We start from the raw sequence: 20,804 nt of genomic DNA, 5'->3' as shown, positions 1-20,804 counted from the left end.
GACCGGCGCCCTACCTTCTTTGAGTGGATGGCCTCGGGAGTCCGCTTCTCCGAACCGAGAAGAGCAACTCCTTTAGACTTTGATCTCGCGATTTCGCCCGAAAGTCGGCGTTCGTGCCTTGAACATGTAAGACCGGAAGGAATCCCATATGGGACTGGCGGGCGTGGTCGTCGGTGCATTGCTCTTGCTGGTGCTGTTCGTCGTTGCGATCCTCTCTTGGGCCCTCGTGGCGCCAGTACTGAAAGCCCGCAAGCATCACAATGAGGACAACGAAAAGTCGCACTTCGAGGGCATTTAGGTCACACCCGAACCGAGCTGTCTACCCATTCATTTAGAGTCCAAGCGTCCGTTTTGGACACAACGATGAATGAATGGAGCAGCATGAAGCTGAAGAGCGTTCTGGGAATCGGAGTCGCGGCGGCGGTAATTGCGCTGGTGCCCGCGACCGTGGCGTCGGCAGGTTCGACGACGGTGAACGCCGGGGGTGGGCTCTGGCAGTACGGCACTGAAGGAACCAACGGGTTCGGTACAACCTTCTCCTACTACACCCACGCGACCAAGAATCACACGGCTACGGCTTGCGATGGTCGGCTTCCCCGCAACTGCAAGCAGGTGGCCGCCGTCAAGAACCAGTGGGCTAGGGCGTCTCTGACGTCGTCTTACGGCGGCAACGCGGCGTACTGGAACACCCTCTGACGTGAGGAGCAAGGTGGTCGGATCGCTCCTGGTGATCGGAACGATGATGATGATGTTGTGCGGATGCCAATCGGGCTCGGCGTCTACTTCTGGGGGTGATCCGACCACCGCATCCGGTCTGCACTTCTCAGGCCCATGGGCAGCGGCGTATGCGTCGGCGTATCGCGTCGCACGAAGCGGCGACGACCGAGACGCGCTGCGCGACAGCCAGATTTCGGACCGTGAATACGCATACTTCCAGTCCAAGATCGTCAGTTGCATGGCGGGGCTCGGCGTGGACGCCCATTGGGGGGCTGATAAGTCACTCGAGTACACCAAGCCGTCTGGTGTGACTAACGACCAGATCCAGCAGTGCAATCGGGACGCCGGCCTGTCGATTGTCCTGCTGCGAGACGCGATCAACAGGAATCCAGCGAACCTCGATGAGAACGAGATCATGACGACGTGCCTGAAGCGCAACAAGGTAGTCCCGCCTGGCTACACAGCTTCCGATCTGTCGGCTGGGAAGGACCTGTCCGTTATCACGCGCAACGAAGCCTTCGACAAATGCGAAGCGGATCCGCTTCACTACGGTCAAGTAGCGCGATGATTCGCTCTGCCAGTAGATCCCGGGGCCCCCGGACGAGGATAGCGGTTCTGACCGGGTGTGCCCTCATGGCGGCCGGAGCAGTGGCCGCGGTCTGCATTGCAACCATGAGTCCAGGCCAGAGTGAGCTGAAGAGCACCCCCGGCTTATTCACTCCAACCTTGAGCAAATTCGACGATTCCCAAAAGGTTGAGTTCTCCGTGTCGCATAGCAGCGAAACAACGTTGCCAGCTCCGGACAACGGGGTGGTCACTGCTGCGCCCTGCGAACCCGGCAATGTGATCACAAATGGCGGGGCGGCGGTTTCTATTGACGGTGTACCGCGTTTGGCTCTCGCAATGCCGACCCCTCTCTGGCGAAACCTGAGCATCGGAGATCATGGACCGGATGTGGCGTCGCTGCAGCAGGGTCTTTCGATGCTTGGCCTTGTCGACGCCGTGGATGGCCGGATGGGGCAGCGGACGCTCACGGCGTTCAACCAAGCCCTCCAGAACATCAACGCTCCCCATGCGACAGCTGTCGAATTGACAACGATCGTTTGGGTTCCGTCTCCCGCGTCTGTTGTAAGTAAGTGCACTTCCACGGTAGGAAGTCGCGTTGAGTCAGGCCAATCCCTCCTCACGGTCCGCGCGAGCGGGTCTACTGCGCAGGTTCCGCTCCCCGATGACGGCCTGGTCGGCGCGCGAGTTCTCCAATACGGGGGACAAAGCTTCGAGGTGGACTCCTCCGGCCGAGCCGTGATCCCGGACGCGCTGGCGGCGGGCAAGAGTACTGATCCCGACGCAGCGAGTAGTTCTTCGAGACTCACGGGCGTGGTCCGACTGAAGGTCTCGACTGATGCCTACAGCCTTCCGCCCAGCTCCATTTACTCCGTCATCGATAGCACTGGGTGCGTCGAGTCTGCCCAGGGAGTTCTCGAAGTGAAGATTCTGGGATCGAGCCTCGGCCAAACGTTCGTTGCTCCCCTGCATGCTCAGCACCTAGGACCGATCAACATCCAGCCCAGGGGCACCCGCGAATGCCGGTAACCTTACGCCGGCTCGGGCACTCGTTCGACGGGACGATCTGGTTATTTCGAGATCTGAGCATCCGCCTGGATGAGGGCAACCTCTATGCACTTTCCGGCCCCTCGGGCTCGGGCAAATCCACGCTGCTATCGATTCTTGCCGGATGGGTTCATCCGAGCGAGGGCGAAGTGGTTATGCGAGCGAACGCCACCATCTCGTGGGTATTACAGAACCCTCACGGGACTCCCCGAAGAACAGCTCGTGATCACGTTGCGCTTCCGCTCCTCGCCGCTGGGATGGCCCCCGCGGCCGCAGACCGAACCGCACAACATCACCTCGAGCGCTTCGATCTGGGACACGTGGCCCAGCGTCGCTTTTCTGAGCTTTCTGGGGGTGAGGCGCAGCGGCTGATGCTTGCCCGTGCCATCGCCCGCCGACCCGATCTGCTTCTTGTGGACGAGCCAACCGCCCAACTCGATCGACACACGGCCGAGTCGGTCAACCGCGTTCTCTCTGCCGCGGCTGACGAACGCACTGTGGTGGTGATCGCTACGCACGATCACCACACCCGCGAAGTCTGCTCGCAGACAATCGACTTGCAAGAGGGAAGTCAGAAGACCGTGTCGGAGATCGAACCATGAGAGCGTCAGCTATCCGCCGGGAGGCCGTTCGGAATCTGCGCAGCGGCACCAGTCGCGCATTCCTCTTCGCTCTCATAACTTCGGTCCTGATCTGCGTAGCCGTGCTGACGGACGGTCTATCGCTGCAGAGCGCCTATGCGAGAGCGGAGCAATTCCATCAGTCGGGAGCCAGCATCACCGTCCTGTCAGCCCCGAACGGGATAGATGGCGGTGCCTGCGACGCGCTATCGAACACGCCTGGTATTCGACAAGCCGGCGCCATCCGGACGTCCCCCGACCCGGTCGTCCCCGCCGTTCTTGCATCGGAGCCTATCCCGAGCAACGAGGGCTCTCCAGGCTTCATGCGGTTGCTCGGCGTTCCGGCGAAAAGAGGCGTGTTGGAGGGACCAGAGGTTGTACAGGCCCTTGGGGCCCACACGAAAAAGATCGCGACCTCCGGCCAACAGATCAGCATCGCCGGGTCCTATTCGTATCCAGACGATGGTCGGCGCGGGGGTCTTCGATGGGCGCTGCTCGCGCCCGCTCCCACGACCGCCGCTTTCGACGAATGCTGGGTGGACGTCTGGCCGGTGTCCTCACGGCTCAGCCAACTGGTCTTCACAGCGCTGAAAGCCCCAACGGACAGCACCTCGAAGCCGGAACTCTCTCAACTCAACACGAGACTGGGTGGGACATTCGACCTCAGAGCTGAGGTCGAGCAGAGGGGAACCCGATTCAACGGCGCCCTCTGTGCGCTCTTGGTACTCCTCGTCGGCGTAGTATCCGTTTCACTCCGGCGCATGGAACTCGCGTCTGCTCTGCACGCCGGGGTACGCGAGATGCACCTGTTTGCAATCCTGCTCATTGAAACGACGACCTGGGCCGTCGCGACCCTCGGCCCATGCGCACTATTCGTATGGTGGCTCGCGGCGAGCGGCCCGGCTGGATCCGATGTCGCTGTCCTCCAGAGCTGCATCGTAACGATGGCAGCCGGCGTGCTCGGATGCTTATCTGGCGCGATCGGCGCGTTGGCCACTATCCGGGAAGACCGCCTTTTTGCCTACTTCAAGCATCGATAGACGCGGGGAGGGACCAACAAACGACCCGCGATGCCCCCACCAGACGGCCTCAGCGGTCGAGCGTGCGCTCCGGCGAACCGACGTAGAGTTGCTGCGGGCGGCCGATCTTCGTCTGCGGGTCGAGGTTCATCTCGCGCCAGTGGGCGATCCAGCCCGGGAGGCGGCCGATGGCGAACAGGACCGTGAACATCCGGGTCGGGAAACCCATGGCCTTGTAGATGACGCCCGTGTAGAAGTCGACGTTCGGGTACAGCTTGCGGTCGATGAAGTACTGGTCCGCGAGCGCGACCTCTTCGAGCTCCTTGGCTATGTCGAGCAGCGGGTCGTGCACGCCGAGCGCCTCGAGCACCTCGTCGGCGGACTGCTTCACGAGCTTGGCGCGCGGGTCGAAGTTCTTGTAGACGCGGTGACCGAAGCCCATCAGCTTGACGCCGGACTCCTTGTTCTTGACCCGCTCCACGAACTTCTGGACGCTCTCGCCCGAGTCGCGGATGCCCGCGAGCATCTGCAGCACCGCCTCGTTGGCGCCGCCGTGCAGCGGGCCGTAGAGGGCGTTGATGCCGGCCGAGACGGACGCGAACAGGTTCGCCTGGGTGGAGCCGACCAGCCGCACCGTCGAGGTGGAGGCGTTCTGCTCGTGGTCCTCGTGCAGGATGAGCAGGCGCTCCAGGGCGCGGGACAGCACCGGGTTGACCTCGTACGGCTCCGCGAGGGTGCCGAAGTTGAGGCGCAGGAAGTTGTCGACGAAGCTCAGCGAGTTGTCCGGGTAGAGGAACGCCTGACCGAGGCTCTTCTTGTGCGCGTACGCGGCGATCACCGGCAGCTTGGCGAGGAGCCGGATGGTCGACAGCTCCACCTGCTCCGGGTCGCTGACGCTGAGCGAGTCCTGGTAGAAGGTCGACAGGGCCGACACCGCGCTCGAAAGCACCGACATCGGGTGCGCGTCGTGCGGCAGGGCGTCGAAGAAACGGCGCAGGTCCTCGTGGAGGAGCGTGTGACGGCGGATGCGCTCGTCGAAGTCGGCCAGCTCGGTCTCCGACGGCAGCTCGCCGTGGATCAGCAGCCACGCCACCTCGAGGAAGGTCGACTTCTCGGCCAGCTGCTCGATCGGGTAGCCGCGGTAGCGCAGGATGCCCTGCTCGCCGTCGATGTACGTGATCGACGAGCGGGTGGCCGCCGTGTTGACGAAGCCGTAGTCGAGGCTGGTGAGCCCGGTCTGCTTGGTCAGCGACGAGAAGTCGATGCTCGACGCGCCGTCGACGCTCGGCCGGATGGGGAACTCGGCCGTGCCGCCCGGGTAGCTGAGCGACGCGGTCGCCAGCTCGGTCTCGGCCGCCGCTCTCTCGGTGCCGGTGCTCTCGGTGCCGAGTCCGCTCACAACGCCTCCTGGTGGGATATCGCCTCATGGCTGGTGATTCGTGCGCGCGCCGGGTGTGGCAGCGCTGCGACAGAGCCGTCCGCTAGTCGGGCCTGCCGATACAGCCTAACGAACGCGGGCGACAACTGTGGCATCGGGCAAAGGCCCGCGGATGCCGTTAGAGGGAGTCTCCAAAGCCGCGCAGCCGGTCCGCGGCCGCCGCGATCCGCTCGTCGGTGGCCGTCAGCGACAGCCGGACGTGCTGCGGGTAGAAGTCGCCGTAGAAGTGGCCGGGCCCGGCGAGGATGCCGCGGTCGGCGAGCCGTCCGATGCTGTCCCAGGCGTCGCGTCCCTCCGTCGCCCACAGGTAGAGGCCGCCCTCGCTGCGGTCGACGCGGAAACCGGCGGCCTCGAGCGTCGGCTTGAGCGTCTCGCGGCGGGCCCGGTACCGGGCCTTCTGCGCCTCCACGTGCTCCTCGTCGCCGAGGGCCGTGACCATCGCCGCCTGCAGCGGCGCCGGGAGCATGAGCCCCGCGTGCTTCCGCACGTTCACCAGCCGTTCGATGATCTGCCGGCAGCCGGCCACGAAGGCGGCGCGATACCCGGCGAGGTTCGACTGCTTGCTCAGCGAGTAGACCGCGAGCACGTTCCGCCGATCCTGGCCGATCACCCGCGGGTCGAGGATGCTCGGCACGCGCTCCGCATCCCACGGCGCGTCCCAGCCGAGTTCGGCGTAGCACTCGTCGCTGGCGATGTAGGCGCCCAGCTCGCGGGCGCGGGCGACGGCCGCGCGCAGCTCGTGCACGGTCAGGATGCGGCCGTCCGGGTTGCCCGGGGAGTTCAGCCAGACGAGCTTCGTGCCCTCCGGCCACTCGGCCGGGTCGTCGCTCGCCAGCGCCGTCGCGCCCGCGATCGCGGCGCCGATGGCGTAGGTCGGGTACGCGGCGCGCGGGTGCACGACGGTGTCGCCCTCCCCGAGCCCGAGCATGAAGGGCAGCAGGGCCACCAGCTCCTTGGAGCCGATGGTCGGCAGGACGTTCTCGACGGTCAGGCCGCGCACGCCGCGGCGGCGCTGGAACCAGTCCACGATCGCCTCGCGGAGCGCCGGCGTGCCGACGGTCTGCGGGTACGCGTGCGCGTCCGTGGCCTCGGCCAGCGCCTCCCGGATCAGGTCGGGCGTCGGGTCGACCGGCGAGCCGATGGACAGATCGACCACGCCGTCCACGTGCGATCGCGCCCGCTCGGCGTACGGCGCCATGAGATCCCAGGGGTAGTCCGGGAGCTCCTGGAGCGGCATCTCAGTGTGCCTGCGGGGGCAGCGCGGCGATGACCGGGTGGTCCTTCTGGATCACGCCGATCTTCGAGGCGCCGCCGGGCGAGCCGATGTCGTCGAAGAACTCGACGTTCGCCTTGTAGTAGTCCTTCCACTCCTCGGGCAGGTCGTCCTCGTAGTAGATGGCCTCGACCGGGCAGACGGGCTCGCAGGCCCCGCAGTCGACGCACTCGTCCGGGTGGATGTAGAGCGACCGTTCGCCCTCGTAGATGCAGTCGACCGGGCATTCGTCGATACAGGCCCTGTCTTTCACATCGACGCACGGGAGAGCGATGACATAGGTCACAGTGGTTCGGATCCCTTCACGAGAGCTACCCTGCTAGCTTATGCCGTCGCGCGCGAAGCGGCGTCCGTCCGGCGGTGTCCGCGCACTTCCGGCCAGGCGATGGCGATGGCCGCGATGAGGATGGTGCCGACCAGCCAGACCTGCCCGGCCAGGTTGTTCGGGATGAGCACCGAGCCGCCCGCGCTCTGCTGGGTGAAGAGCAGGATGACGGCGATCGCGCCGAGCGCGGCGAGCAGGGCGGGCAGCCGGCTGTGGCCGAGGAGGCGAAGACCGGTCAGCAGGGCGGCGAAGGCGGCGAGCGCGCCGATGAGCCCGAGCGGGATGGTGATCCCCCACGTCACGGAGGCCTGGTGGGCGATCGTCCCGATCACGCCGAACACGGCGCCCGTCAGGACGAGCAGGACGGCGCTGACGATCCGGCTGAGCATTCTCGCATCCTAACTGGACACTCGCAGGGTCCTGATTTAGTCTCGATGGGTAAGGTTAGCCTTACCAACCTCATCCCCCACACCGACAAGGTCCCCCGTGCTCGCGAACTACCTCATCGGCCTCCGCGAAGGCCTCGAGATGGCGCTGATCGTCACCATCCTGATCGCCTACGTCGTCAAACTGGGCCGGACCGACGTGCTGTCCAAACTGTGGATCGGCGTCGGGATCGCCCTCGTGGTGCCGCTGGCCATCGGCGCGGCGCTCACCTGGGGCCCCTACGGGATGAGCTTCCAGGCGCAGGAGATCCTCGGCGGCTCCCTCTCGCTGGTCGCGGTCGGGTTCGTCACCTGGATGGTGTTCTGGATGGGCAAGACCGCCCGCACCATGAAGTCCACCCTGCACAGCCGGCTCGACTCGGCTCTCGTGGGCGCCGGCTGGGGAGTCGTGCTGCTCGCGATGCTCAGCGTCGGACGCGAGGGCATCGAGACCTCGCTGTTCGTCTGGGCGACCGTCGCCAGCACCGGCGGGACGTGGGAGCCGGCCGTCGGCGCCATCCTCGGCCTCCTGACCGCTGCGGTGCTGGGCTTCCTGCTCTACCGCGGCATGGTCAAGATCAACCTCGGCGCGTTCTTCACCTGGACGGGCGCGTTCCTCATCCTCGTCGCCGCCGGTGTCTTCGCCTACGGACTGGGCGACCTGCAGGAGGCCGGCCTCATCCCGGGCGGCGAAGCGCACGCCTACGACATCAGCGGCCTCATCCCCTCCTCCAGCTGGTACGGCACCCTCGCCGCCGGCATCGTCAACTTCAACCCGTCGCCGACGTGGCTCCAGGTGTTCGCCTGGATCGCCTACCTCGCCGTCGTCGGCTACTTCTACGTCCGCCAGCACCGCGCATCCGCCCGGCCCGCCGCCCCGGCGAAGACCCCCGCCACGGCCGCGCACGCCCCGATCGCGTCCTGACTCCCCGCCCTCCGGCCGTCCCACCAGAAAGCAGAGCACCTCCATGCCCCGACTCCGTCCGCTCGCCGCCGTCACCGGATCCCTGGCCGGCGCCGCCGCGCTCGCCCTCGCGCTCACGGGATGCGTTCCGAACAAGGCCGACGCCACCGCCGAGGCGATCGCGGTGACGCTCAGCGACGGCAAGTGCACGGTCTCGACGAACACCGCCGAGGCCGGCCCGATCACCTTCCAGGTGACCAACACCGGCAGCGACGTCAACGAGTTCGAGCTGCTCGCGGAGGACAAGCTGCGCATCGTCGGCGAGAAGGAGAACATCGGGCCGGGCACCACGGTGAACTACGTGGTGCAGCTCGCCGAGGGCGACTACTTCTCGGCCTGCCGGAAGGGCATGGTCGGCGACCCGGCCCACGTCGCGGCCTTCACCGTGACCAAGGGATCCGGCCGCACGGTCTCGCAGAGCGAGAACGCCCAGGTGTCCCAGGCCGTCGCCAACTACACCGGCTACGTGAAGGATCAGGCGGGCGCCCTCCTCACCGCGACGAAGTCGTTCGCCGCCGCCTACTCCGGCGGCGACCTGGCGGCCGCCCGCGCGCAGTACGCGAGCGCCCGCTCCTACTACGAGCGCATCGAGCCGACCGCGGAGCAGTTCGGCGACCTCGACCCGGCGCTCGACCTCCGTGAGGCGGACCTGGCGCAGGGCCAGCAGTGGACCGGGTGGCACCGCATCGAGAAGGACCTGTGGGCTCCCGCCGGGTACACGCCGGCCGACGCCGCCACGCGCACGCAGCTCGCCGATCAGCTCGTCTCGGACACGCAGAAGCTGTACGACCTCGTGCACGCCAAGGACTTCACCCTCACCATCGACCAGATCTCCAACGGGGCGATCGGGCTGATGGAGGAGGTCGCCGGCTCCAAGATCACGGGCGAGGAGGAGGCCTTCTCGCACACCGACCTGCAGGACTTCCAGGCCAACCTGGAAGGCGCGCAGGTGGCCTATGGCGTCGTCCGCGACATCGCGGCGAAGAAGGGCAGCCAGGGCGCCGACGTGGTCTCGAAGCTCGACACCGAATTCACGACCATCGCGACGACGCTCGCCCAGTACAAGTCCGGCGACGGCTTCGTCGGCTACACCGAGCTGAGCACCGACCAGGTGAAGCAGCTGTCCGACCAGGTGAATGCGCTGAGCGAGCCGCTCAGCCGCCTCACCTCGATCATCGTCAAGTAGTCGCGTGACCGACCACCCGACCGACGACGCCGCGCGCCCGGAGCAGGACTCCGGGCGCCGCGGGCTGTCCCGCCGCGGCATGCTTGGGCTCGCCGGCGTGACGGTCGGGGCCGGTCTCGCCGGCATCGGCGCGGGGGTCGCCGCCGACCGCACCGTGCTCGGGGCGACCACCACGGCCTCCGCCACCTACCCGTTCTACGGCGCCCACCAGGCCGGCATCACCACTCCCGCGCAGGACCGCCTCCACTTCGCCTCCTTCGACGTCTCCCCGGGCGTCGACCGCGAGGGCCTGAAGGAGCTGCTGCAGGACTGGACGGTCGCGGCCGCGCGGATGACGCAGGGCCGCCCCGCCGGGAAGTACGGCCCGGCGTCCGGTCCCTCCGACGCCCCGCCGGACGACACCGGCGAGGCGCTCGACCTCCCGCCCGGCGGACTGACGCTCACATTCGGCTTCGGCCCGAGCCTGTTCCGCACCGCGACCGGGCAGGACCGGTTCGGGATCGCGTCGCGCCGCCCCGAAGCGCTCGTCGACCTCCCCCGGTTCCCCGGTGACGCGCTCCAGGAGGCGATCAGCGGCGGCGACCTGTGCGTACAGGCGTGCAGCGACGACCCCCAGGTCGCCGTGCACGCCATCCGCAACCTCTCGCGCATCGCCTTCGGCCGCGCCGCCATCCGCTGGTCGCAGCTCGGCTTCGGCCGTACGTCGTCCACCTCGCGGGCGCAGGCCACGCCGCGCAACCTCTTCGGGTTCAAGGACGGCACCGCCAACATCAAGTCCGAGGACCAGTCGGTCGTCGAGGACCAGGTGTGGGCAGCGCGGGCGGACGGCGCCGAGTGGATGCACGGCGGCTCGTACCTCGTCGCGCGCAAGATCCGCATGGTCATCGAGACGTGGGACCGGCAGCAGCTCGGCGAGCAGGAGCGCATCATCGGCCGCGACAAAGGCGAGGGCGCACCGCTCTCCGGCGGCACCGAGTTCACCGCGCCGAACTTCCTCGCGCTGGCGAAGGACGGCGGCACCAAGATCGACCCCGACTCGCACGTGCGGCTCGCGCATCCCACCATGAACGGCGGGGCGCAGCTGCTGCGGCGCGGCTACAACTTCGTCGACGGCAACGACGAGCTCGGGCGGCTCAACGCCGGGCTGTTCTTCATCGCGTTCCAGCGCGACCCGCGCACGCAGTTCATCCCGATCCAGCAGCGGCTCGCCGCCAACGACCTGATGAACGAGTACGTCCGCCACGTCGGGTCGGGCGTGTTCGCGGTGCCGCCGGGCGCGAGCGAGGGGTCGTTCGTCGGGGCGGGGCTGTTCGCGTAGTCGCGGAGCCCGGTTCGCCGCTGTGCCGCGATCCGCTCAGGAGCCGGCGGTCGGCGTCGGGCTCGGGGCCTTGCCCTTCGAGACGGAGTAGTTGGCGACCCAGCCGTTGCTCCCGGCGTCCGTGACGACGACGAGGACGCCGTAGGAGCCGTTGCTGAACGTGCCCGTCCCCCCCCCGTTCGCGCCGCGGGCGCCGAAGTCGCCGCTGAACCCGGCGTCGGTGAGCTGCTTCTCGATGGAGCTGTACGCCTCGCCGTCCGGGACCTTCACCGTCACGTTCCACACCTTGTCGTCGCCGGAGCCGAGGCCGGCGGCGAAGACGACGTCGCCGCTCGCGAGCGGCACGTCCTTCGGGAAATCGGTGGGGATCGAGGTGCCGCCGACGTCGACGTTGCCGCCGGACACATCCTTCACGACGCTCTGGAAGCTGCACGCGGTGAGCGCGGGGGCTGCGGCGACGAGCAGCACGGCGGCGAGCGGCAGGGCGAGGAGGCGACGTTTCATACGTTCATTCTCCCGGACGCCCACCCACCCGTGCGTGCACGAACGAGGGGCCGCAACACGCCGTTATGGATGTGCCATAACGGCGTGTCGCGACCCCTCGATGACGGGTGCGGGCGTCAGACGGCCGCGGCGTCCTGGCGCTTGAGGCGCGCGGCGGCACGGCCGCGGGCGGTCGCGTCGAGTTCGACCTTGCGGATGCGGACGGCCTCCGGGGTCACCTCGACGCATTCGTCGTCGCGGGCGAACTCCAGCGACTCCTCCAGCGTGAGCTGGCGGCTCGGCGTCATCGACTCGAACGTGTCGGCCGTGGAGGAGCGCATGTTGGTGAGCTTCTTCTCCTTGGTGATGTTCACATCCATGTCGTCGGCGCGCGAGTTCTCGCCGATCACCATGCCCTCGTAGACCTCCTCCGTGGGGTTCACGAAGAATGTCATGCGCTCCTGGAGCGCGATGATGGCGAACGGGGTCACCACACCGGCGCGGTCGGCCACGATCGAGCCGTTGCTGCGGGTCACGATGTGACCGGCCCACTCGTCGTAGCCGTGCGAGATCGCGTTCGCGATGCCGGTGCCGCGGGTGGTGGTCAGGAACTCGGTGCGGAAGCCGATCAGGCCGCGCGACGGCACGATGAACTCCATGCGCACCCAGCCGGTGCCGTGGTTCGCCATGTTCTCCATGCGGCCCTTGCGGGCGGCGAGCAGCTGCGTGATCGCGCCGAGGTACTCCTCGGGGGCGTCGATGGTCAGGTGCTCGTACGGCTCGAACGTCTTGCCGTCGACCTTCTTGGTGACCACCTGCGGCTTGCCGACGGTCAGCTCGTAGCCCTCGCGGCGCATCTGCTCGACGAGGATGGCCAGCGCCAGCTCGCCGCGGCCCTGCACCTCCCACGCGTCCGGACGGCCGATGTCGAGCACGCGCAGCGACACGTTGCCGACGAGCTCGCGGTCGAGGCGGTCCTTCACCATGCGGGCGGTCAGCTTGTGGCCCTTCACCTTGCCGACGAGCGGGGAGGTGTTGGTGCCGATGGTCATCGAGATCGCGGGCTCGTCGACGTGGATGGCCGGAAGCGGACGGACGTCGTCGGGGTCGGCCAGGGTGTCGCCGATCATGATGTCGGCGAAGCCGGCGACGGCGACGATGTCGCCGGGGCCCGCGGACTCGGCCGGGTAGCGGTCGAGCGCCTTCGTCATCAGCAGCTCGGTCACGCGCACGTTGTGCACGTCGCCGTCGTGGCGCACCCAGGCGACGGTCTGGCCCTTCTTGAGGGTGCCGTTGAAGATGCGGAGCAGCGCGAGGCGGCCGAGGAACGGCGACGCGTCGAGGTTGGTCACGTGCGCCTGCAGCGGGGCCTCGGGGTCGTAGCTCGGCGCCGGGATGTGCTCCAGGATTGCCTCGAACAGCGGCTCGAGGTCGTCGTTGTCGGGCAGCTCGCCGTTGGCCGGCTTGTTGCGGCTCGCGGCGCCGGCGCGGCCGGACGCGTAGACCACGGGGACGTCGAGGATCGCGTCGAGGTCGAGGTCGGGCACGTCGTCGGAGAGGTCGCTCGCGAGGCCGAGGAGCAGATCCTGGCTCTCGCCGACGACCTCGTCGATGCGGGCGTCGCCGCGGTCGGTCTTGTTGACCGCGAGGATGACGGGCAGCTTCGCCTCGAGCGCCTTGCGCAGCACGAAGCGGGTCTGCGGCAGCGGGCCCTCGGACGCATCCACCAGCAGCACGACGCCGTCGACCATGGACAGGCCGCGCTCGACCTCGCCGCCGAAGTCGGCGTGGCCCGGGGTGTCGATCACGTTGATGGTGATGGGGCCGTTCGGGGCGTGCTTGCCCTTGTACGAGATCGCCGTGTTCTTGGCGAGGATCGTGATGCCCTTCTCACGCTCCAGCTCGTTGGAGTCCATGGCCCGCTCCTCGACGTGCGCGTGCGCGTCGAAGGAGTTGGTCTGCTTGAGCATGGCGTCGACCAGCGTGGTCTTGCCGTGGTCGACGTGGGCGACGATCGCGACATTGCGCAGATCATCGCGGCGGGCGACGGCGTTCTCGGACATGCTTAAGGACTCGACTCTCGTCAGAAGGAAGAAGGGGAACGGTCCATTCTATCGTGGATCCGCTCCCCTTCTCCTGAGTCCGCTGTCAGCGAGCTACAGCCCAGTTGTTACAGCCCCTGCGCGACGGGCGGCTCCGGCTGCTGCGGCTCCTGCGGCACGGCCGGCACGGCGCCGGTCTCGTCGGCGCCTGCGGCCAGCAGCTCCAGGCGGAGGGCGCGGCGGGCGCGCTGCTGCTCCGGGTCCGGGAGCGGCACGGCCGCGAGCAGGCGCTGCGTGTACGCCTCCTTCGGGTAGCGCAGGATCTCATCCCGCGTCCCGACCTCGACTAGGCGGCCGTGGTGCATCACGGCGATGCGGTCGGCCAGCACGTCGATGACCGCGAGGTCGTGGGTGATGAACAGGCAGGCGAAGTTCATCTCCTTCTGCAGCGTCTGCATCAGCTGAAGCACACGGGCCTGCACCGACACGTCCAGCGCGCTGGTCGGCTCGTCGGCGATCAGCACCTGCGGCTTCAGCGACAGCGCGCGGGCGATGCCGACGCGCTGCTTCTGGCCGCCGGACAGCTCGTGCGGGAAACGGCTGCGGTAGGCGCGCGGCAGCTCGACGCTGTCGAGCAGGCGGTCGACCTCCTTGGAGAGCTCCGCCCCCTTCAGGCCCTTCGCGAGCCGCAGCGGCTCGGCGATCGAGTCGGAGATCTGCAGGCGCGGGTTCAGCGACGACGACGGGTCCTGGAACACGATGCCCACGTTGCGGTGCAGCTTGCGGATCTCGTCGCGGCCGGCGTTGCTGATGTCCTGCCCGGCGACCACGAGCTGGCCCGAGTGGATGGGCAGCAGCCCGATCGCGGCGCGGCCGAGCGTCGTCTTGCCGGAGCCCGACTCGCCCACCAGACCGACGACCTCGCCCTCGTGGATCTTGAGGTCGATGTTGCTCGCGGCGCGGAACGCGGGGACGCGTCCGTGCTTCGGGTACTCGATGGCCACATCCCGGAAGTCGACGACGACCTGGCGCTTGTCCATCTCGGCCTTCTCGTGCTCCGCCTGAGCGGCGCGCTCGTTGGCGCGGATGCGCTCGGTGAACGAGGCGTCGGGGTGCTCGGTCCCTGCGGCGAGGGCGGCCGTCGTGTCGATCTCCTCGTCCTCGCGCTGGCCGAGGTGCGGCACGGCGTCGAGGAGCGCAATCGTGTAGGGGTGCTTCGGCTCGGCGAACACGTCGGCGACCGTCCCGGCCTCCACGATGTCGCCTTTCCGCATGACGACGATGTTGTCGGCCAGGTCGGCGACGACGCCCATGTCGTGCGTGATCAGCAGGATCGCGCTGTCGAGGCGGTCGCGGAGGCTGCGCAGCAGTTCCAGGATCTCGGCCTGCACGGTCACGTCGAGCGCGGTGGTCGGCTCGTCGGCGATCAGCAGCTTCGGGTCGCACGAGATCGACTGGGCGATCATGGCGCGCTGGCGCTGGCCGCCGGAGAGCTGGTGCGGGTACGAGTTGAACGCCTTCTTCGGGTCCGGCAGCTCGACCATGGCGAGCAGCTCGAGCGCGCGCTCCTTGGCCTCGTGCGGCGACATCCCGAAGTGGATGCGGAGCGTCTCGACGATCTGGAAGCCGACGGTGTAGACGGGGTTCAGCGCCGTCATCGGCTCCTGGAAGATCACGGCGACCTGGCGTCCGCGCACCCGGCGCATCTGCGGCTGGCTGAGCCCGGTGAGCTCGCGCCCGTCGAGCTTGATCGATCCGCGGACGCGCGAGTTCTTCGGCAGGAGGTCGAGGATCGCCATCGAGCTCGCACTCTTGCCGGAGCCGGACTCACCGACGATCGCGAGCACCTCGCCCGCCTTGATCTGGTAGTTCAGGTCCTTCGCGGCGGGCACCCACATGTTGTCCACACCGAAGTCGACGGAGAGGCCGGTCACCTCGAGGACGGGGCCGCCGGTCGCGGCCGTCGCCCGACCCGTTGTGGTCTCGGTCATGATTCGTGGTTCCTTTCGGGGGCGTTCCGGCGGGATGAGAGCATGGACCCATGCCCTACGTCTCCCCCGCCGGACGCGAGGTTTTCGTGTCCCGGTTCAACCGGGTCCTTGCCGTTCTGATCTGGGCGGCCGCTGCCGCCCTGACCGTCGGCCTGCTGGTCAGCGTCCACGACGCCCGGCTGCTCTACATCGTGCCGGTCGCGCTGTTCGCCTTCATCGCCTGGGCCATGCTGTGGCGCCCGCTGCTCGTCGTGGCCGACGAGGGACTGACGCTCGTCAACGTGACGCAGACCGTGAGCATCCCGTGGGAGGCGCTGATCGCCGTCGACACCAAGTACGCGCTCACGCTCTACACGCCGGGCCGCAAGTTCCCGGTGTGGTCCGCGCCCGCTCCCGGGACGACCCGCACGCTCCGCGCGACCCGCACCGAGACGAAGGGCCGCGTCGGCCGGCCGAGCGTCGACGACAGCCTGCGCCGCCCCGGCGACCTGCTGGCCACCGAGTCGGGAGCCGCCGCCGAAGTGGTGCGCCGCCGCTGGGCGGACCTGCAGGAGTCGGGCGCGATCGAGGCCGGACGGGCCGACGAGACGCCGGTCGGCATCCGCTGGCACGTCGCGTCGCTGATCGCGCTGGTGCTGCTCGCGGCCGGCAGCGTCGCCGCCCTGCTCCTGGCCTGAGGCCGGGAGCAGCGCGACGGTGCCGAGCGTCACAGCACGTCCTCCGCGAGGGCTGCTCCCGTGCGCGGCGTACCGCCGTCGCCTTCGCCCTCCTCCGGCTCCTGCTCGCGCATCTTGCGCAGGTTGAACCGGCGGTGGCGCGGGTCGAACGCGTCGCGCAGACCGTCGCCGACGAAGTTGACCAGCAGCGCGAGCGTCACGATGAACGCGCCCGGCCACCAGAACAGCCACGGCCGCGTCTGGAACGCCGACTGGTTCGAGCTGATCAGGAGGCCCAGCGACACGTCCGGCGGCTGGATGCCGTAGCCGAGGTACGACAGCGCGGTCTCGAGCAGGATGGCCGAGGCCATGATCAGCGTCGAGGCCACGATGACCACGCCGATGGCGTTGGGCAGGATGTGCTTGAAGATGATCCGGCTGTCCGAGGCGCCGGCCACACGGGCCGCCTCCACGAACTCGCGCTCGCGCAGCGACAGGAACTCGCCGCGCACGAGTCGGGCGATGCCCATCCACGAGAAGAACCCGAGCATGAGCGCCAGGAAGAACGCACCGAGGCCGCCGAAGATGTGGCCGACGACCGAGCCGATCACCAGCGCCGGGATGACGATGAAGACGTCGGTGATGCGCATCAGGATCGCGTCGACCACGCCGCGGAAGTAGCCCGCGACGGCGCCGACGACGACGCCGACGACGCTCGCGATCAGGCCGAGCACGATCATGACGAGGATCGAGTTCTGGATGCCGCGCATCGTGAGGGCGAAGTAGTCCTTGCCGATGCGGTCCTGGCCGAACGGGTGCTCCCACGTGGGGGCGCCCTGCTGCACCTGGTCGTTCAGCTCGGTGTAGGTGTACTTCCACCAGCCGTGGATCGGGCCGAGGCCGATCGCGGAGATCGAGAAGATCAGGATCAGGATGAACAGGACCGCGCTGGCGACGGCGATCTTGTTCGAGAGGAACCGCTTCCAGATCAGCTTGCCCTGGCTCACGGGCGGAGCCGAAGGGGCCTGCAGCTCGTCGGCGATACGGGTGTCGGTGGACATCAGCGGACCCTCACTCTCGGGTCGAGGGCGGCATACGCGAGGTCTGCCAGGAAGTTGAACAGGATGGCCATCGCCGCGATCACGAGGAAGTACGCCATGACCGGGTTGAGGTCACCGCGGCTGAGGCCCAGGTTGAACAGGGACCCCATGCCGGGGATGGCGAACACCTTCTCGGTGATGATCGCACCACCGAGCAGGGCGCCCACGTCGAAGGCGACGAGGGTCGTGATCGGGATGAGCATGTTGCGGAAGGCGTGCCGCACGACGACGGTGCGCTCGGGGAGGCCCTTGGCGCGCGCGGTGCGGATGAAGTCCTGGTTGAGCACCTCGAGCATCCCGGCCCGCGAGTAGCGCGTGTAGGAGGCGAACGAGATCAGGAGCAGCGCGATCGTCGGCAGCAGCAGGTGCGTGAACGTGTCGAGCCCGGTCACCCACATGTCGCCGTCGAGGCCCGGCGTGGACGAGCCGACGGTCGCGATCGGTCGGCCGTTGGTGTCCTGGAAGTACTGCGGCCAGGCCTGCATGAAGCGGTCGACGATGATGAAGAAGCCGGACACGATGGCCACGATGACGGCGATGCGCATGTTCTGGCCGCGGTCGTACCCGCCGACGAACCAGCCGATCGCCAGGCTCACGATGATCGACACGATCGCGAGGATCACGATGGTGCCGACGGTCGAGACGTCGAACAGCGGCTGGAGCGCGAAGTAGCAGACCAGGCTGACCGCGCCGGTGATGCCCGCGGCGATCAGGGCGCGCCGGTTCTGCAGGCCCGAGATCAGCGCCGTGGTGCCGATCACGGTCGCGCCGATGAGGATGATCATCACGACCGGGCCGAGGCCCGGGAAGAGGAACCAGTTCATCACCGACATCAGCAGGAGCACGCCGGCCGTCGCGACGGTGGAGACGACGAAGGTGATGAGCCGCCGTCGCCGGTCGCCGCCGATCAACGACTGCCAGATCAGACCGGCGACGATGCCGATGATCAGCGCGACCCACCACGGGATGACCGGATGCGCCAGGAAGTTGTTGAAGCCGATGGCCACGAACTCCTTGAGGAGCACCGCCACGAGGAACGCCGGGAGCGAGTACAGGAAGAAGCTGAGGAACGTGACGACGTTGTCGAGTCCGCTGTACTGCCGCAGGGCGGTGACGATGCCGATGGTGACACCGAGGAGGATCGCGAGGATCAGGGCGACCGTGACCAGCTGCACCGTCGAACCGAGCGCCTGCGGGAGGATGTCGGTCACCTTCGCGTTGGAGATGGTGGAACCGAGGTCGCACGCGTTGGCGAACGGGATGAGGCACTTGGCGGCGCCGCCGAGCCAGAGGAGCCAGCGCAGCGGGGGCACCACATCCAGCTGCAGGAGCTGGATGCGCGCGTTGATCAGCTGCGTCTTGTTGGGGGAATTGCTGCTTCGCAGGTCCTGGAGCGGGTCGGCGCTGTAGGCCACCAGCATGTACATCAGGAACGAAGCGGCGATGATGATGAGTACTGAGACCAGGAGGCGCCTCAGGATGAAACTCGCCATAGGTTCAAAACCTTCACTGACAGGACGCGCCGATCGGGGGTGCGGCGGAGGGGGTGCCGCCAGGCGCGTATCTCACGGGGCGGACGGATCGCGTCCACCGACTACATGATACGGGGCGCCGGCCTGAACCGACGCCCCGCCGCAGGAGAGTGCCCGGGGTTCACCCGGGCACTCTCGCTTACGGAGCTGTTACTTCGAGGAGGACGACTTGACGGTCCACTCCCAGAAGTTCCAGAACGGGCCGGACTGCCCGCCGTTGTACTTCACGCCCTGCACGCGCGAGGTGGTCGCGAAGACACCCGGCAGCTGGAAGAGCGGCAGGCCGTACGCGTCGGCGAAGGCCTTCTTGTCGATCTGGTACTCGATCTTCGTCAGCTCATCCTTGTCCAGGGTGGTCTGCGACTTGAGCGCCAGGTCGTTGGTGCCGGTGTAGCGGTTGTAGTTTCCGCCACCCTGCGAGGCGAACACCTGCGGCAGCTGCGAGGTGCCTGCGCCCGGGCTGATCCAGCCGAAGAGCGAGGCGTCGTAGTCGCCACCCGGGAGCAGCTTGCTCCAGTCGGGCGAGCCGGCGTCGACGACCTTGATGCCGGCCTTGGCGGCCGAGGCCTGGATCGACTGGAACTCGTCGACACGGTTCGGGTTGTTCGTGTTGTACAGGATGCGCACGGTCGGGGTGGCACCGGCGAGGAGCGCCTTGGCGCCGTCGATGTCGACCTTGCTGTACTTGTCGGAGCCGTTCTGCTTGACGCTGCCCTCGTACTGCTCCTGGTTCGGCAGGAAGATCTGCGAGTCCAGGACCTTCGCCTTCGAGTCGACCGGGGTGACGATCGAGTCGAGGATCTGCTGACGCGGGATCGTCTTCAGGAACGCCTCACGGACCTTCGCGTCGGCGAAGACCGGCGAACCGAAGTTCAGGTCGAGGTGGTCGTACGACGCCTGCGCACCGGTCAGGATCTTCGCGCTGGTCTGCTTGAGCGCGGTGATCGTGTCGGCGGACGCCTGCGGGTTGATGATGTCGACCTCACCGTTCTGGAGAGCGGTGACCTGGGCGTTCGCGTCCGGGATGATGCGGAACACGATCTTGTCCACGTTCGGCTTGAGACCGCCGGCGTAGTACTTGTTCGGGGTCATCGTGAGCGACTGGCCCGGGGTCCACGAGGAGACGACGAACGGGCCGGAGGAGACCAGCAGGTCCTTGTCGGTCGGGAACGCCGTGACGTCGTAGCCGGTGTTGACGAAGTCCGCCGCCTTCTTCAGCGTCGGGTCGGCCGGCGCCGGGTTGGCCGGGTCGCCCTTCGGCAGGCCCTTGAGCAGCTTCGTCAGGTCGGCGGCCGAGGAGAGGCCCGCCTTCTTGGCGACGATGTGCGCGGGCTGCGCGATCGGGTTGACGAGCTCCCAGTCCACGTACGGGGTCGCGTACTTCAGGGTGATCGTGCGGTTGTCGTTGCTCACGGCCGGGAAGTCCGTGGCGTCGAGGCCGGCGGTCGAACCCGCGATCTGGAAGTACTGCGTGCCGCTGGAGACGTTGCCCTCGTCGTCGAACTTCGCCGAGTCGTAGTGACCGGAGGCGATCGCCCAGGCGAGGATCATGTCGTCAGCGGTGACGGGCTCGCCGTCGGACCACTTGTCGTCCTTGTTGAGCGTGTACTTGACGGTCAGCGGGTCGTCCGAGGTCTTCTCGAACGTGCCGAACTTGTCGTCGTGCACGATCTTGTAGTTGTTGTCGATGTACTGGAAACCGGTTCCGTACGATCCGTTCAGGTAGCCGACCTGGCCGTTGGTGTCCAGGTTGCCCTGAGGCGTCTGCGAGTTGAACGAGGTGAAGTCGTTGACGACCGCAACCGTCACGGTGCCGCCCTTGGCAGCGGACGAGGTGCTGGTGCTGCCGGACGTGGTGCAGGCCGACAGTGCGAGTGCTGCGACGCCTGCGACGGCGACCGCGCTGACCGCGTACCTCACCCTTCTTCCGTTGATGTGCAATGTTCCTCCTGTGCGAAGTGTGCGACGGTGCAGGCGTGCGAGAGTGCCTGTCCCGCGCGGGATAAGAATGACCCTAGGTATCGTCGCCAGCGATTGCAAAACAGGTCGGGAAAACGTTACATAGTGGTAACTCAGTCGGCGGATTCCTGCGCGAAGCGCACAA

General features: G+C 67.5%; 20 protein-coding genes. 10 read left to right on the top strand and 10 right to left on the bottom strand.

Annotation, left to right across the window (positions count from 1 at the left end; all coding sequences use genetic code 11):
- Positions 1–148: 148 nt before the first annotated feature.
- The 6 genes from ACTJI1_RS05030 (at position 149) to ACTJI1_RS05005 (ending at position 3,988) form a co-directional block, all read left to right on the top strand.
- Positions 149–298 (top strand): hypothetical protein, encoded by a 150-nt coding sequence (locus ACTJI1_RS05030; RefSeq protein ID WP_440741778.1) that lies wholly within the window; start codon positions 149–151, stop codon positions 296–298.
- 83 nt (positions 299–381) lie between these two features.
- Positions 382–696, top strand: coding sequence for a lactococcin 972 family bacteriocin (locus ACTJI1_RS05025; protein ID WP_440741777.1), 315 nt, complete (start codon positions 382–384; stop codon positions 694–696).
- Positions 697–709: 13 nt separating this feature from the next.
- Positions 710–1,285: a hypothetical protein gene (locus ACTJI1_RS05020; RefSeq protein WP_440741776.1), complete on the top strand. Its 576-nt coding sequence runs from the start codon at positions 710–712 to the stop codon at positions 1,283–1,285.
- A 158-nt stretch (positions 1,286–1,443) separates the two neighbouring features.
- Positions 1,444–2,310, top strand: coding sequence for a peptidoglycan-binding domain-containing protein (locus tag ACTJI1_RS05015; RefSeq protein WP_440741775.1), 867 nt, complete (start codon positions 1,444–1,446; stop codon positions 2,308–2,310).
- On the top strand, positions 2,301–2,930 hold the full coding sequence (locus ACTJI1_RS05010; RefSeq protein ID WP_440741774.1) for an ABC transporter ATP-binding protein: 630 nt from the start codon (positions 2,301–2,303) through the stop codon (positions 2,928–2,930). The genes ACTJI1_RS05015 and ACTJI1_RS05010 overlap by 10 nt, the downstream gene beginning before the upstream one ends.
- On the top strand, positions 2,927–3,988 hold the full coding sequence (locus ACTJI1_RS05005) for an ABC transporter permease (RefSeq protein ID WP_440741773.1): 1,062 nt from the start codon (positions 2,927–2,929) through the stop codon (positions 3,986–3,988). The genes ACTJI1_RS05010 and ACTJI1_RS05005 overlap by 4 nt, the downstream gene beginning before the upstream one ends.
- A gap of 49 nt (positions 3,989–4,037) precedes the next feature.
- Here ACTJI1_RS05005 and ACTJI1_RS05000 read toward each other — a convergent pair whose 3' ends face one another.
- From ACTJI1_RS05000 to ACTJI1_RS04985, 4 genes are all read right to left on the bottom strand, one after another.
- Complete coding sequence (locus ACTJI1_RS05000; RefSeq protein ID WP_310134943.1) at positions 4,038–5,309, bottom strand: citrate synthase; 1,272 nt, start codon at positions 5,307–5,309, stop codon at positions 4,038–4,040.
- A 214-nt stretch (positions 5,310–5,523) separates the two neighbouring features.
- Positions 5,524–6,642: a succinyldiaminopimelate transaminase gene (gene dapC, locus ACTJI1_RS04995; RefSeq protein ID WP_440741772.1), complete on the bottom strand. Its 1,119-nt coding sequence runs from the start codon at positions 6,640–6,642 to the stop codon at positions 5,524–5,526.
- 1 nt (position 6,643) lies between these two features.
- On the bottom strand, positions 6,644–6,964 hold the full coding sequence (gene fdxA / locus ACTJI1_RS04990) for a ferredoxin (RefSeq protein ID WP_310130037.1): 321 nt from the start codon (positions 6,962–6,964) through the stop codon (positions 6,644–6,646).
- Between the two features lie 38 nt (positions 6,965–7,002).
- Positions 7,003–7,392: a hypothetical protein gene (locus ACTJI1_RS04985; RefSeq protein WP_440741771.1), complete on the bottom strand. Its 390-nt coding sequence runs from the start codon at positions 7,390–7,392 to the stop codon at positions 7,003–7,005.
- A gap of 97 nt (positions 7,393–7,489) precedes the next feature.
- Between ACTJI1_RS04985 and efeU the strand changes: the two genes are divergently transcribed.
- Genes efeU through efeB form a run of 3 tightly spaced genes read left to right on the top strand, consistent with a single transcriptional unit; the run spans position 7,490 to position 10,896 of the window.
- The gene (gene efeU, locus ACTJI1_RS04980; RefSeq protein WP_310130041.1) at positions 7,490–8,353 is read left to right on the top strand and encodes an iron uptake transporter permease EfeU; all 864 of its coding nucleotides are present in this window, start codon (positions 7,490–7,492) and stop codon (positions 8,351–8,353) included.
- 43 nt (positions 8,354–8,396) lie between these two features.
- The gene (gene efeO / locus ACTJI1_RS04975) at positions 8,397–9,578 is read left to right on the top strand and encodes an iron uptake system protein EfeO (protein ID WP_440741770.1); all 1,182 of its coding nucleotides are present in this window, start codon (positions 8,397–8,399) and stop codon (positions 9,576–9,578) included.
- Between the two features lie 4 nt (positions 9,579–9,582).
- A complete protein-coding gene (gene efeB, locus ACTJI1_RS04970) occupies positions 9,583–10,896 on the top strand; it encodes an iron uptake transporter deferrochelatase/peroxidase subunit (RefSeq protein ID WP_440741769.1) in 1,314 nt (437 codons plus the stop codon).
- A 36-nt stretch (positions 10,897–10,932) separates the two neighbouring features.
- Here efeB and ACTJI1_RS04965 read toward each other — a convergent pair whose 3' ends face one another.
- The 3 genes from ACTJI1_RS04965 to ACTJI1_RS04955 form a co-directional block, all read right to left on the bottom strand.
- Entirely contained in the window at positions 10,933–11,400 is a 468-nt protein-coding gene (locus tag ACTJI1_RS04965; RefSeq protein WP_440741768.1) for a hypothetical protein, read from the bottom strand.
- Between the two features lie 116 nt (positions 11,401–11,516).
- Positions 11,517–13,442 (bottom strand): translational GTPase TypA, encoded by a 1,926-nt coding sequence (gene typA / locus ACTJI1_RS04960; RefSeq protein ID WP_089909748.1) that lies wholly within the window; start codon positions 13,440–13,442, stop codon positions 11,517–11,519.
- A gap of 107 nt (positions 13,443–13,549) precedes the next feature.
- Positions 13,550–15,412, bottom strand: a complete 1,863-nt coding sequence (locus tag ACTJI1_RS04955) for an ABC transporter ATP-binding protein (protein ID WP_310130045.1) — start codon at positions 15,410–15,412, stop codon at positions 13,550–13,552.
- 50 nt (positions 15,413–15,462) lie between these two features.
- On the opposite strand from ACTJI1_RS04955, the gene ACTJI1_RS04950 reads away from it, so the two are divergent.
- The gene (locus ACTJI1_RS04950) at positions 15,463–16,089 is read left to right on the top strand and encodes a PH domain-containing protein (RefSeq protein ID WP_310130047.1); all 627 of its coding nucleotides are present in this window, start codon (positions 15,463–15,465) and stop codon (positions 16,087–16,089) included.
- Between the two features lie 29 nt (positions 16,090–16,118).
- Here the strand turns inward: ACTJI1_RS04950 and ACTJI1_RS04945 are convergent, their stop codons facing one another.
- The 3 genes from ACTJI1_RS04945 to ACTJI1_RS04935 form a co-directional block, all read right to left on the bottom strand.
- Positions 16,119–17,129 (bottom strand): ABC transporter permease, encoded by a 1,011-nt coding sequence (locus ACTJI1_RS04945; RefSeq protein ID WP_310130049.1) that lies wholly within the window; start codon positions 17,127–17,129, stop codon positions 16,119–16,121.
- On the bottom strand, positions 17,129–18,661 hold the full coding sequence (locus ACTJI1_RS04940; RefSeq protein ID WP_310130054.1) for an ABC transporter permease: 1,533 nt from the start codon (positions 18,659–18,661) through the stop codon (positions 17,129–17,131). Before ACTJI1_RS04940 ends, ACTJI1_RS04945 begins: the two co-directional genes overlap by 1 nt.
- A 189-nt stretch (positions 18,662–18,850) precedes the next feature.
- Positions 18,851–20,641 (bottom strand): ABC transporter family substrate-binding protein, encoded by a 1,791-nt coding sequence (locus ACTJI1_RS04935; protein ID WP_440741767.1) that lies wholly within the window; start codon positions 20,639–20,641, stop codon positions 18,851–18,853.
- Between the last annotated feature and the right edge of the window lie 163 nt (positions 20,642–20,804).

It is taken from the genome of Leifsonia sp. 22587 (genome assembly GCF_052044215.1).
Classification (GTDB): Bacteria; Actinomycetota; Actinomycetes; order Actinomycetales; family Microbacteriaceae; genus Leifsonia; species Leifsonia shinshuensis_C.
This window is presented reverse-complemented; position numbering and strand designations above follow the sequence as displayed.